Annotated in this window: 15 protein-coding genes; 3 read left to right on the top strand and 12 right to left on the bottom strand. The window is 69.6% G+C overall.

Going from position 1 to position 12,298, the window contains the following annotated elements; translation table 11 throughout:
• Positions 1-56: 56 nt before the first annotated feature.
• The 7 genes from BGM09_RS11945 to BGM09_RS37600 all read right to left on the bottom strand — a co-directional run bounded on the left by BGM09_RS11945 (position 57) and on the right by BGM09_RS37600 (position 4,514).
• Positions 57-515 (bottom strand): hypothetical protein, encoded by a 459-nt coding sequence (locus BGM09_RS11945; RefSeq protein ID WP_188281494.1) that lies wholly within the window; start codon positions 513-515, stop codon positions 57-59.
• Positions 508-1,947, bottom strand: a complete 1,440-nt coding sequence (locus tag BGM09_RS11940) for a replication initiator (protein ID WP_223186702.1) — start codon at positions 1,945-1,947, stop codon at positions 508-510. Before BGM09_RS11940 ends, BGM09_RS11945 begins: the two co-directional genes overlap by 8 nt.
• Before the next feature lie 307 nt (positions 1,948-2,254).
• On the bottom strand, positions 2,255-2,449 hold the full coding sequence (locus BGM09_RS11935; RefSeq protein WP_188281493.1) for a hypothetical protein: 195 nt from the start codon (positions 2,447-2,449) through the stop codon (positions 2,255-2,257).
• Positions 2,446-3,768: an FtsK/SpoIIIE domain-containing protein gene (locus BGM09_RS11930; RefSeq protein ID WP_223186701.1), complete on the bottom strand. Its 1,323-nt coding sequence runs from the start codon at positions 3,766-3,768 to the stop codon at positions 2,446-2,448. The genes BGM09_RS11935 and BGM09_RS11930 overlap by 4 nt, the downstream gene beginning before the upstream one ends.
• Entirely contained in the window at positions 3,768-4,004 is a 237-nt protein-coding gene (locus BGM09_RS11925) for a hypothetical protein (protein WP_188281492.1), read from the bottom strand. Before BGM09_RS11925 ends, BGM09_RS11930 begins: the two co-directional genes overlap by 1 nt.
• A complete protein-coding gene (locus BGM09_RS11920) occupies positions 3,997-4,194 on the bottom strand; it encodes a hypothetical protein (RefSeq protein WP_188281491.1) in 198 nt (65 codons plus the stop codon). The genes BGM09_RS11925 and BGM09_RS11920 overlap by 8 nt, the downstream gene beginning before the upstream one ends.
• Positions 4,194-4,514 (bottom strand): hypothetical protein, encoded by a 321-nt coding sequence (locus tag BGM09_RS37600; protein ID WP_317452663.1) that lies wholly within the window; start codon positions 4,512-4,514, stop codon positions 4,194-4,196. The genes BGM09_RS11920 and BGM09_RS37600 overlap by 1 nt, the downstream gene beginning before the upstream one ends.
• 262 nt (positions 4,515-4,776) lie before the next feature.
• Between BGM09_RS37600 and BGM09_RS11915 the strand changes: the two genes are divergently transcribed.
• Complete coding sequence (locus BGM09_RS11915) at positions 4,777-5,547, top strand: GntR family transcriptional regulator (RefSeq protein ID WP_188281490.1); 771 nt, start codon at positions 4,777-4,779, stop codon at positions 5,545-5,547.
• A 390-nt stretch (positions 5,548-5,937) separates the two neighbouring features.
• Here the strand turns inward: BGM09_RS11915 and BGM09_RS11910 are convergent, their stop codons facing one another.
• From BGM09_RS11910 to BGM09_RS11895, 4 genes are all read right to left on the bottom strand, one after another.
• Entirely contained in the window at positions 5,938-6,324 is a 387-nt protein-coding gene (locus tag BGM09_RS11910) for a hypothetical protein (RefSeq protein WP_188281489.1), read from the bottom strand.
• Positions 6,325-6,547: 223 nt separating this feature from the next.
• Positions 6,548-6,991, bottom strand: a complete 444-nt coding sequence (locus tag BGM09_RS11905) for an SH3 domain-containing protein (RefSeq protein ID WP_188281488.1) — start codon at positions 6,989-6,991, stop codon at positions 6,548-6,550.
• A gap of 288 nt (positions 6,992-7,279) precedes the next feature.
• A complete protein-coding gene (locus tag BGM09_RS11900; RefSeq protein ID WP_411158295.1) occupies positions 7,280-7,798 on the bottom strand; it encodes a DUF6907 domain-containing protein in 519 nt (172 codons plus the stop codon).
• 5 nt (positions 7,799-7,803) lie between these two features.
• Positions 7,804-8,214 (bottom strand): ATP-binding protein, encoded by a 411-nt coding sequence (locus BGM09_RS11895; protein ID WP_317452662.1) that lies wholly within the window; start codon positions 8,212-8,214, stop codon positions 7,804-7,806.
• Between the two features lie 287 nt (positions 8,215-8,501).
• Here BGM09_RS11895 and BGM09_RS11890 point away from each other — a divergent pair, with 287 nt between their 5' ends.
• Both BGM09_RS11890 and BGM09_RS11885 read left to right on the top strand, forming a co-directional pair.
• On the top strand, positions 8,502-9,665 hold the full coding sequence (locus BGM09_RS11890) for a helix-turn-helix domain-containing protein (RefSeq protein WP_223186699.1): 1,164 nt from the start codon (positions 8,502-8,504) through the stop codon (positions 9,663-9,665).
• A gap of 15 nt (positions 9,666-9,680) precedes the next feature.
• Positions 9,681-10,124: a GNAT family N-acetyltransferase gene (locus BGM09_RS11885; RefSeq protein ID WP_188281485.1), complete on the top strand. Its 444-nt coding sequence runs from the start codon at positions 9,681-9,683 to the stop codon at positions 10,122-10,124.
• 648 nt (positions 10,125-10,772) lie between these two features.
• Here the strand turns inward: BGM09_RS11885 and BGM09_RS11880 are convergent.
• The coding region (locus BGM09_RS11880; RefSeq protein WP_411158292.1) for a response regulator at positions 10,773-12,298 on the bottom strand (1,526 nt) is incomplete at its 5' end.

The following is a 12,298-nucleotide window of genomic DNA, read 5'->3' as shown; positions in this document are numbered from 1 at the left end:
AGGGTCCTGGCAGGCAGCAACCCCTACGGGACCCTCCACAACACGTCACCGCCCCCTCAGACGGCGGGCAGCACCAGCACCGGAAGCCGATGGACCACGTACATCCCCGTCAGCGTCCGGATCTCAACCCGCTTGATGATCAACCGCGCCCCGGCGTCCCGCCCACCCGCCCCGGTCGCGCCGTCGTGGCCGCAGGTGCGTGTCATCTGGTCGAGGGTCCACGGCGCGGGAGAGAATTCGAACCGGCCAATGCCGGTACTGCCTTCCAAGCAGAACCCCAAGTGGGTGCCGCTCCTGCTGGCCATGACCACCCGCACTGAATCAGCCTCTGTCACGACTTCCAGCCCGCCCCCAGCCGCCAGGGGCACCGGACGCGGCATGCCACCCAGCAGCCGGGCAACCTTCGCGGCGACGTTCGGATCAACAGTCGTCACCCTCCATGTCCGCAGCGCCTCCACCCGTCCGCCGACCGCGTACGCGAAGTGGAACTCCCCGACGACCAGCGCCTCAGCCATCGGGCCCACCACCCCACGCCGACGCGTGCAGTCGGGTGATCTCCCGCAGGACCGCCAGGTCTTCAGCGATCCCGGCCGCGATCTCCGCCGCACCGGGGGTGTGACCGGAGCCGACGTAACGCCACGAGGAGTCCGTCACCAGCCCGACCCCGGAATCTTCTTGCCCACCCGTCCGGAAACGCGAACGAGCGGCCCGCAGAGCCCCGTAAGTCGTCGAGTACAAACGGGACTTCGTCAGGCAATGGCCCCGGTAGCCCAGCGCGTGAGCCCAGGCCCGCAACCGCAGATACGCCAACTCCGGCAGACCGCCCAGCCGCCAACACGTACCCATCAGCGCCCGCAGATGAGGCGAGACCGCCGCCAGGTCGATGGCAGCAGCCGAGGTCACCCGACGGTCCAGACCCCCACTGTCGCCCAGGCTCTTGGACACGTACTTGGCGACGTACGCGGCGACCGCCTCATCGGTGATGGCCGAGCCGTCGCCGAACGCCCGGATCGGGTGCACATCGATCTGTTCGCCCCACCGGAACACGTACTCGCCGAGGGCCGCCGTGTACGGCATAGGGACACGCACGGCAGCGGCAGCAGCGCGAACGGTGTCGGTCAACAGACCTGCGTCCGCCCATGACGGTGGAGGCGTGTCCGGGCCGTCCGGGCCGTCGAGGCGGATCACCGCGTGAACGTGGACAGCGCCACGCCGCTGGTACTCCACCACCTTCGCGAACGACACCCGCAGATGCTCGTTCAGCGCCGCCTGACCAATCCCCGCAGCGGTCGCCAGGTGCCGCCGGATGGCACGGCAGGTGCGGTTCCACAGCTCCCCGGCGTGCGCGTGCCACAACGCGTGGGCGGGGTAGTCGTAACACTCACGGCACAGTGGCTGACCGATCAAGCGGTCGCCGTCAGCATGGACTTTCCCGCAGTCGCCCGGCCGCCCGTGCTCGCACTCGCCGCCATCACGTCGGGGTCGGCAACGCTCCGGGCCCGCACGGTGCACCGCGCCGAACGACGGGGCGGTGAGGGTAACGAACAGCCGGGGGTGCTCCACCACCCGAGTCGGAGTTCCCTTGCCGCCCAGCAGTCCGGCGCGCACCAGATGGAAGGTGTCCCCGGAGTGCTCACGGGAACACGGCGCGCAGACCGATGTGCGGCGGTTGCGGCATCGGACCGCCAGCCGCCCGCCAGGCTCACCGGCCGTGTCGTAGTGCCCCACCACCAGGCCCGTAGAAGGGTCTGCCGTAGTGGCGTGCCCGGACAGATACACCGGGTGGGCACAGCCTCCTGTCGCCCGGATCTGCTCACGCCAGCGCGTGTAACCGGGTTCATTGGCGAGCCGGATCAGGTCCTTTTCGGTATCGCTCAAGTGCCGCAGGCGCTCCGCCAGGTCGAGCGCGGAACGCCGTGCGGCACGGTCGTACAGGTTCACAGCCATGACGGCGGAGCCCTTTCGTGCCGTGCGGACAGGACCGAGAACGGCATGACAAGCCCTCCTTTCCGTAGCGGTTGAGCTGCGATGATGACGGAATCCGCCCGCCGGCCAGCACGGCCAGCACGGCCAGCACGGCCAGCACGGCCAGCACGCTCAGCGGCGAGGCGGCTTACGGGAACGCGGATGACGACGGCGCCAGGTGCGGCGGCAGTACCGGCAGCGCACCAGACGCCCACGCCGCCGGTACTCCCGCTGGCGCCCGCAGATCGGGCAGCGCGGAGGCTCACTCTCAGGCACAGGACACCGCCCCTCAGCCCTGAAAGCGGTCAAGGACCCACTGCACCAGCTCCGAGACCATGAAGACCGCCGGAGTCAGCGCCACGTAGAACCCGAACAGCGCGATCAACGCCGCCTGCCACCACGGCACCTCACGGGACCGGACGAACAACACCGTGATGATCCCGAGGACCACGACCAACGACAGCGACGCCGATTCCGAGGTCACGACAAGTCACCCCCGCCGACCGCGTGAACCAGCCCCGGCATGGCCGGGGTGCTCTTCGCGTGCATCATGGCCGTCAACCGGGCTTGTTCGGTGGTGGTGTGGGTGGACCGGACCCGCAGCCAGCTCCCGCCGACCGTGGCCACCGCCACCCCGCGTTCGTCCTCACCGATCGACTGCGCGACCGCCACCGCGTCCGGCCACAGGTCTCCCAGCGCCATCAACGCCGTCTGCTCGTCATGGACGCGATGACAGACCCGCCCGCCGAGCTGCGCACGCAGAGCCGTCACGCCAGGGCCCAGATCCGAGCCGACACGCTGACCCGCGACGATCAGATGCAGGCCCAGAGCGGCCCCGAGCTGAGCCAGCCGCAACAACGCCGTCGAGCACTCGACAGCGAGCCGCTTACTCTCCCTTGAACCATCACTCAGATACAGCTCGGCCAGCTCATCGACCAGGACCACCAACGGCACCGGCCGCGACCCGTCAGCCAGCTCCCACACCGAACGTGCTCCCGCCGCACGGCACTCCGCCATCCGGCCCTCGATCTCGACCACCAACGCGGCCAGCAGGGCCGCAGCTTCCCCACGGTTGCTGGCCAAGGCCGACAACCGCGCCTCGAAGAGCGACAGTTCAAGGCCGCCCTTGCAGTCGATCCCCACCAGCGCTACCGGCTGGGGAGCAAGCTCCGACACCAGCGAGGCCAGCAGCGTGGACTTGCCCGACTGTGTAGCGCCGACCACCAGCCAGTGAGGAACCGCGCGGAAGTCGATCCCCCACGGGCCGCCGTCTTCCGTCAGGCCGACGACGGCCGACAGCAACCGCACCGACCGCGCCACCACACCGGCCGCACCATCCGCCAGCGGATCACGCGCCGTCGCCGTGATCGTGACCCAGCCCCGCCGAGGCGAGACCACCCGCACCCCGTAGACCCGCCAGTCGTGCGTCATCGCTTCGGCCGCCGCCAGATACAGCGCCGGAGTCTGACCCGGCAGCATCCGGATACGCAGCCGCAGACCCGACCGTGTCAGCCGAGGCAGCCCCAGACGCGGCACGGACGGACGCAGCGGACTCCCGCTGACCATCAGGTCACCCGCGATCACCGCATGGCGCGGCCGGTTGGTCACCGCCAGATCCGTGGCGATGCACAGCCGCCGCCAAGTCGTCACCATGCGCCCGACCGTCAGAGGAAACCCGCCCAGCGCCCAGCCCCACGCGATCCCGTCCAGCCAGCGCGGCAACGGGTACTCCCACACCGGCTGCATGAGCAGCACCACGCACAACGCCGCCGAGATCAACCAGATGATCAACTCCCACGGCATCACGAACCACCCCCGTCCACCGCGTCACCCGCACCCGGCGCGGCATCAGGGGCGTACTCCGACGCCAGCAAGAACCGCGCACGGCCAGCCGCGAACGTCGCATGCCGCACGATCAGCCGCAGCATCACCGGAACGAAATCCCGGTCATGCCCCGCCACTTCCAACAGCAGGCCCGCGCCGGTCAACGCGTCCAGATCACGGCCCAGCCGTGCCAGCTCCGCATGCACCTCACTCACGACCGCTCACCCCCGCCGCCGCGTCCGCCGCTTCCGTCTCCGCCAGCACGCGCGCCGCCGAGGCCGCAGCCTCGCAGTCCCGCGCCACCCGCAGCAGCGACAGCCGACGCGTCCCCGGATCAAGCGGAGCAGCCGCGACCTCACCGAGCGCCGCCAGACGGTCCATCAGATCCAGCCACGTTCCGGCCATCACCCCTCACCCCCAGGACCAGCCTTGGACCTGCCCGCAGCAGGCGCGGCCGGAGCCGAGACCGAAGGACCCGACCCCGGCGCAGGAGTGATCGCCGCCGCCCGGAACGAGGTGCCGGACCGGTCGCCCATCTGCCACTGGACCGCCATGAGATCCCTGACTTCCACGCGCATCCCCGCGTCCAGCCCGCGTGGCTGACCAGGCACGGCCACTTCAACGGTGTCCGCTTTCCGTCCTTCCGCCTGCCGGATGACCAGCCCCACGACATAGACCGTGTTGCCGTCCCGGTCCACCCTGATCTGGCCCGTCTCCGGATTCACACGCGGTTCCGGAGGGACCACACACAAGATCGCCCCCAGCCGCGCCGTATCCACCGGGATGGATTGCATAGGCGTACACACCCTCTCCATGACCACGACAAGCACCGAACACCTGTCCGGTTAGATACTTGTCCTAATAGGTTGCGAGTGTGCGCCGCTTGACCGCAAGAGGCAAGCACTTATCCTGACAACCGATGGGTAGACATGTACCTAGCACGCCCACTGACAGCCCGACGACACGGGGACACGGGAGCCAGTCCAGATGCCAGAAGAGACCGCGAAAGCCGTGCACCTCTACGAGGCCGTAGCCATCAGGCTCGCCGAGCAGATCAGCCAGGGCCAGTACCCGCCCGGCAGCATGCTCCCCAGCGAGACCGACCTGATGAACACCTTCGCCATCTCGCGGCCCACCGCCCGCGCCGCTGTCGCCGAACTCCGGTCGATGGGACTGGTCGAGAGCCAGCGCGGCAAGGGGTCATTCGTCCGCCAGGCCGCCCGCCAGGCCACCGTCGACCAGACGATCACCCGTCGCGGGAAGCGTTTCTCCTCCTACGGAGCCCAGTTCACCGAGGCCGGACCCGTACGGGTCGCCCGCACCCACGTCACCACCGACGAGGCCGCGATGATCGGCCACGAGGACCAAGCGGCCTTCTCCGTCTACCGGTTGCTGCACGACCCTGCCACTGGAACCCGCGCCACACACCGGGGGCTCGTCCCCTTCGACCTGGCAGCCCGCCACACCCAACTGCACGAAGACCCCAACACCGGTCCTGACGACATCTACGGACTCCTCACCGCCGCAGGCCACAACCTCACCTGGACCGAGTACGTCACCGCCCGCCCCGCCACCCCCGACGACCGCGCCGCCCTCCAACTCCCCGACGCCCCATGGCTGCTCATCGCCCACCGCGTCACCCACTCCGCCGACGAAGGCCCGCTCCTGCTCGAAACCCTCACCACCAGCGCGGAGAACGCCCGGCTCGCCTACCACCTGACAGCCGCCCGAGCGCCCGCCGCAGCCCGACCGGTCTAGATCTTCTCTACTTCCTCAAGGGCGCGCCTGCGGCGCGCCGGGCGGCTCTGCCGCCCTCCGGCCGGGCATGCGGCCTGACGGCCGGTCCCGTCCGGAGCGGCACCCGCCCGCACGAGCCCGCAGCCCCCTGAACAGCACAAAGCCCCCTGCGCCTCGCCGGCCAGGGGGCCCATTTCACGTGCACACGTCACCGCGTACACGTCTTCGCGTGATCTCGCGCGGCGAACTTCGCGGGAGTGATCCCAGGAGCGAACGCGTCCAGCTTGCAGCCGGAACATGCCACCCAATGGCCGCCGCGCTCATCCTCTTCGACCCGGACCTTGCCGCGTCCGCCCTGGGTACGCCACGCCGCGCCGACCGTCTTCCGCCTCATCGCTCAAGTCTCCCCGCTCAGGAGTGCCCAGGAAAGGACGCCGTCAACTGCGCCTCCACGCGGACCGCAGGCTCGCGGACATCTAACGACCGCTTCCCCCGCAACGGGCAGTACGGCGAATCCGGGATCGTCCCCATATCCACGTGCGTCAGTACCCACGTGATCCAACGGACCAGTTCCGGCGACCCCTTGAACCGCACGCTGCCCGAACCCTCGACAGCCGTCCCCGCCGCCACCCGGAACACCTCCTCAGGAACGCCCAGGCCCGTCAGCAGCTCCCGGAACTCCCGGGCCGCCGCGTCCGCTTCCACCCACCCCGCGATGGCCTCGACCCCTCTGATCCACACCGTCTCGACAAGGTCGTCGTCCCACCGGCCCGACCCCGACCCATCCCCGTCGCGCATGGCGCATGCACCCATCCCGCCACTCGGCATATGCCTGGCACGTGCCGGTGTACGTCGTAAACAATGGTCTTTGCGAAAGCGAACGGTAGCACAGAATGACGATACGACAACCGTACGATGCGACGAGGGGCAAACTTGGCACACTCACGCCACAAACACGCAGGACCGGCCCTCCCGCACCAGCAAGAGGGCCGATCTCATCTAACGGTGCGTCACCACCGCGTCATCGCCACGCGCTGCACGGCCACGACTTGTACGACGAGCACGACGGCCCGTACAGGTAGCTTTTGGCCACCCAGCCCGTAGCCCCCGCCCGCGACCCGCCACCGCTGCGACGCGTCAACCGCACATGCATCCACGGCCCACTGGACCCGAGCACCCGCACCCGGTCACCCCGGTACAACAGCCCTCGAACCGTGCCGTAGTAACTGGCACGCGTCCGGAACCGCAGACCGTTCACGCGCACGCTCGAATTCTGCGTCCGCGCATACGACGGCTGCGCCGGAGCCCGCGCCACATGCGTCACGACGGCGGGCGTTCGGCCCCCGGCCAGTTCCACCGATCCGGCAGCCGACGCCGAACCCGCGCCGATGCCCAGCAATGCCGACGCCGACACTGGCACCGCAACCAGCCCGGCCCGCAGCCGAGTGCGCGTGATCTTCTCCATGAGAACTCCTCTCGCCGATCCGAGACGAGCAGCGACAGGAGGCCGCTACTTGTCCTGACAAGTAGCGAGCATGAGCTGACCAAAGAGGTTGGGTCAACCGCTTATCCTAATAAGTAGTTCGGGCAACGGGAGGCTCCGCCCGGACTGTTCCGGGCGGAGCCGATCGACTGCCGTGTCGCGTTGTTCGCCGCTAGGGGCGCATGTACCGGTAGGGGTCACTGACGACAGCCAGCGGAACGATGAGCGCGATCCAGAACACCACGATCACCACACTGAACAGCATCTGCCTCACGACGAACCGCCGTTCACCGTGCTGCCCGCATGCCGGGCGGTCCACTCGCTGCGGGCGGCCGCAAGCAGGGGGCGGACCTCGCCGTCGAGATAGTCAGCCTGAACGCGCAGGCGGGCGGCGAACTCGGCCAGGCCGGTGGGATCAAGCCCGTTGACCCAGTAGTCGTCAACGATCCAGACGTTCGCCACCGGAAGACGCCCCGCAGGGTCTTCGGCGTACGGCGTGCAGTCGATGGTCCCGCTGAACACCGCCGACTCCTCGCCCGCCTCGCGGGCACGCACGACGCGCATCCACTGACCACTGAAGTGAGCCTGGTGGCACATGTCACCCAGCAGGACGACGAGCCGCGCCAGCGATACGCCGGACGCGCTCGGATCATCATCCGCCCAGGCGGGAAGGTAGCCAGTGGCGGTGTATCCGTCCGTGCTGGCGATCGTCCACGTCCGGCCGGGGAGCACGCGTACGTCGGTGTCAGAGTCGGAGTCGGCCGCAAGTCCAACGTGGACCGTCCTCATGCCGCTCACCGGCCCGGCACCTCGCCCTCGGCGTCCGCGTCGTCCTGCGCGACCACCGCCCATACCCGCTTTCCGACCCCTTCTCGCGCGCTCACACCCCAACGTGCCCCGGTAATCGCGTCCACCAGCGCGAGCCCTCGGCCGCACTCCGCGTCCGCCGACGGCTCCTGGAGTACGGGCCAGGACTCGTTGGCGTCATGCACCTCGATCTGCACTCCGCCGTCGAGGCGTTCGTACCGCGTCTCGATCAGCCGTCCCTGTGGGGAACGCGCGTGGCGCAGGGAGTTGGTCAGTAACTCCGAGAGCACGACCTCGGCCGCGTCGGCCAGCGTGGGCATTCCCCAAGCTCCCAAATGGCCCCGCAGCTCATGCCGAGCCTCAGGAACACACCGGGGATGGTGGGTCCACCGCTTCACGACCAGGGACCGCCCCTCCGCAGCGGGGGGCACAGTCAACGTCACCGAACTGCCCCCACCCACACGAACGAACGCCGGTTAAGCTCCTGCATGTCAGCCTGCTTTCTTCAGGTTGGCCACGCCCCCGGGCCGTTCACCCGGTCGCGGGGGTCGTATGGCGAATCCGCCAGGAGAACGGCTTGCACGTCCTGACCCGAGTAGCGTTGCTTGTCGGCAAAGTCCGGTGCAGTAGTTACGTGTCCGCGCTCGTCCGCACCTCTGCGGACACAGCGGACAGCGGAGGACTCATGAGCGAGTCATTCGGTCAGGCGTTGAAGCGGCTTCGCGGAAGCCGGTCGCTTCGAGACGTCGCCCGATTAGCGAGTGTCAGTAAGAGCCAGGTGTCTGATCTCGAAAACGGTCGGCGCAAGCCAACCGTGCAGTCAGCGACGGCACTTGACCGGGCGTTGGAGGCACACGGAGAGCTGGTGGTCCTGGCCGAATCGGAGTCCGGCCCGTCATCACTGGAGCAAGCGGACTCCTTGCAGCGCGGGTTGCACGAAGCCCTCGCCGCAGGTCCCCTCTCGGGGGTGAGTTTGGACGAGGTGGAATGGACGGTCGCACGCCACGGCAGAGCCACCCGATACCGTCCTGAGTCCGAGCTGTTGCCGGATCTGATCACCGATTTCGCAGATCTCCGCCTCTTGATGACGGGGCGTCAGTCGGAGCGCGTACGTAAGCGGCTCACCATCGCCGCCGCACGTATGTCCGGTCTCGTCGCCCTGACGTTGCTCAAGTTGGGAGACGAGCGATCGAAGAGTTGGTGGCGCACGGGGCGCGCCGCAGCGGCGTCCGCCGAAGACCGGGCCACCCTCTCGTGGATCTACGCGCAGGAGGCGTACCAGCTCTACTACAGCGGTGACCTCTACGGGGCGGTCGAACTGGCTGTACGGGCCCAGCATTGGGCCGGTGGCCTCCCTTGCGTCGGGCCTGCTCTCGCCGCGCCGCTTGAAGCGCGTGCCCACGCCTTGCTCTCCCGGCCCGACGCCACGGCGGTGGCGCTGGCTCACGCTCAAGATGCGCTGAGCCGACTCCCGGACGAAGACCGGGAGGAGTCCGCGTTCAGCTACTCCGAATCGCAGATGGCCTTCCACGCCGGGAACGCCTGGACGCACCTTGAAGACACCGACCGTGCCAGCGCGGAGCTGACCCGCGCTCTCGATCTCTACCCATGCTCCGATCACACGGACCGGGCTCTCGTCCGACTGGACTTGGCCATGTGCACGGCGATCGCGGGCGATCCCGCCTCGGCTGCCGAACAGGCCATGAACACCGTGGTCGAGTTGCCCGAGGAGCACAGGACCGCACTGATCATGTACCGCGCCCGAGATGTCGCCGATAGGGTGCCGGAGGCTCGAAGAGTGCTGGAGGTGAAGGCGCTGCGTGAGATCCTCGCGCGACCTTCGGAGTGAGAAAGGGCGAGCGCGGTGCAGATCAGCGAGGCGACAGAGGTGGACACGGACGAAATCTCCGTGATCCTCGGGGAGATAGAGCACTACTACGGCGGCGAGCCGACCGCCGCCGATCCCGAGCAGATCCGCCGGGCCCTGTTCTCCTCCAGGCCCGCCGCGACCGTTCTCCTCGCCCGGGATGACGGCAACGTCGTCGGGCTCGCGTCCTACACGTTCCTCTGGCCCGCAGCGGGCGCGGACACGTCGCTGTACCTCAAGGAGCTTTACGTACGCGAGAGCGCTCAGCGTCGCGGCGTAGGCCGTGCCCTGTTGGCCGAACTGAAGAGGATCGCCGCCGAATCCGCGTGCTCCCGGATCGAATGGACGGCGGACACCGACAACCCCCCGGCCCTCGCGTTCTATGAGGCACTGGGCATCGAGCAGAAGGCGGGGAAGGTCTTCTACCGTCTCGGCCTGTAGCACTAGATGTTGCCGTCGACAGACCGCACACCGGTTCAAGCAGCTATGGCTGATGGGCGGCTGATCGGGGCTTTAGGCAGCCACCATGGGGCGAGCCTCTAAGATCGGGGCCCACTTCGGGCCATTGCGGGCAGGTCCACAGCCTGCCCGAGTCGCGCGAGCTTACGGGCCCCGATCTCTCGCCCCATGGCAGCTCCCGCCCAAAGCCCCGCCCAACCGCCAGCCCACACGCACACGCCGCCTCTGGCACACCCCAACCCACCAGGGCGAATGTCTCATTTTCCCTGGTCAGGGCACCTTTGACCCACTAGAATGGGCAGTGTCTTTAGACGAAGTCCCCCCGCGCCCCTTTGGGGCACGACCCGCCGTGCGGACAGCGGGCCGCCGTCGTGACTGGACGCGCCGTCGTGCGCAGAGAGCCGGTGGGGGTGGGCCGCGCAGTTCCCCGCGCCCCTTTGGGGCACGACCCGCCGTGCGGACAGCGGGCCGCCGTCGTGACTGGACGCGCCGTCGTGCGCAGAGAACCGCTTGGGGGGCCGGGGCCCCGCGAACACCCCGCGCCCGGGGGCGGAGCCCCGAAGCTGACCGCCCTGGCCAGGGGGCCGCCAGGGGGCCGCGCCCCGAGAACAGGCGACCTCCCCGGAGGGGTCAGGCTCCGATTTTGGCGAGCAAGTCGACAATTCGGGACTGGACGTCCGGGCTGGTGGAGCGCTCGGCGAGGAAGAGGACGGTCTCGCCGGAGGCGAGGCGGGGGAGTTCGGCGGGGTCGATGTCGGCGGAGGTGTAGACGACGAGGGGGGTGTTGTTGAGGCGGGCGTTGCCGCGCAGCCAGTCGACGATGCCCTGGCGGCGACGCCGGATGAGCATGAGGTCCATGACGACCAGGTTGGGATGCGTCTGGGCGGCCTTGGACAGGGCGTCGGTCTCGGAGTCGGCGTGCGAGACCTGCATGCCGCGCCGTTCGAGAGTGGCGGCGAACGCCTGGGCGATCGGCTCGTGGCTCTCGACGAGCAGAACCCGCGGGGGGTGCTGCTCGCTGTCGCGCGGGGCGAGCGCCTTGAGGAGTACGGCCGGGTCGGCGCCGTAAGCGGCCTCGCGGGTGGCCTGCCCGAGACCGGCGGTGACCAGTACGGGCACGTCGGCCGCCGCGGCGGCCTGCCGTAGCGACTGGAGGGCCGTACGCGTGATGGGTCCGGTGAGCGGGTCCACGAAGAGCGCGGCGGGCGGCTCGGCGATCTGCGCGTCGACCTCCTCGCGGGAGCGCACGATCACCGGCCGGTAGCCGCGGTCGGTCAGGGCCTGGCGGGTGGAGGTGTCCGGCTCGGGCCACACCAGCAGGCGGCGCGGCTCGTCGAAGGACTCCTCCATGCGGTCGTCGGCGATGTCGGTGACGTCGACCGCGCCGTTGGGGCCGTCCAGCGGTTCCGGCCCCTCGGCGGCGCCTTCCGCGGGCGCGCCTATGGCGTACGCCCGGCCGCCCGCCTCACGCGGCACCAACGGCTGGGACCGCGGCTGGGACTGCGCCAGGGACTGCGCCTGGGACTGCGGTACGGGATCGGCCGACGGGACCGGCCGCAGCAGCGCCGTCTCGCGGTCGTCGTTGTCCGGGGCCGGTGCCTGGGCCTGGCCGGGGATCGCGGACCGGCCCGCGCCGCGCCGCGGCTGGGGTTCGGGGCGGCGGATGGGGAGTTGACCGCTGTCGGGGTCGGCCTGCGGGTGCTGACGGGCCTGCGTCTCGCCGCCGGGACCGTGCTGTTGCTGTTGCTGTTGCTGCGGCTCAGGCTGACCGTTCTGCTCAGGCTGACCGTTCTGGACGGACTGACCCGGCTGCGCGGGCTGCGGCTGTTGCGGCGGGTTCAGCCTGCGGCGGCGGCCGGAACCGCTCGCCGTCACCTGCGCGGGCAGCCCCGACTGGGCCTGCACCGCCTGCGTCTGGGTCTGCGGATCGCCCGCCTGCTGCCCGAACGGCATGCCCTGCCCGAGCGTACGCACGCTTATGGCACGGCCGTGGCTGCTCTGCGACGGGTCCTGCTGCGGTGCCGGGCCGCCGCGCTGCTGGGACGGTCCCGCCGTGCCCGGTCCTGCCGCCGACGCGGCCGGAGCCTGCGGCGGCTGACCCTGGCCGGGCGCCGGCGGCTGCGACGACGGTGCCTGCTGCTGCGACGGCAACGAGG

The organism is Streptomyces sp. CBMA29 (assembly GCF_014596445.1).
Taxonomy (GTDB): Bacteria; Actinomycetota; Actinomycetes; order Streptomycetales; family Streptomycetaceae; genus Actinacidiphila.
Note: the sequence above shows the minus strand (reverse complement) of the source record. Positions and strands in the feature narration are given on the sequence as shown.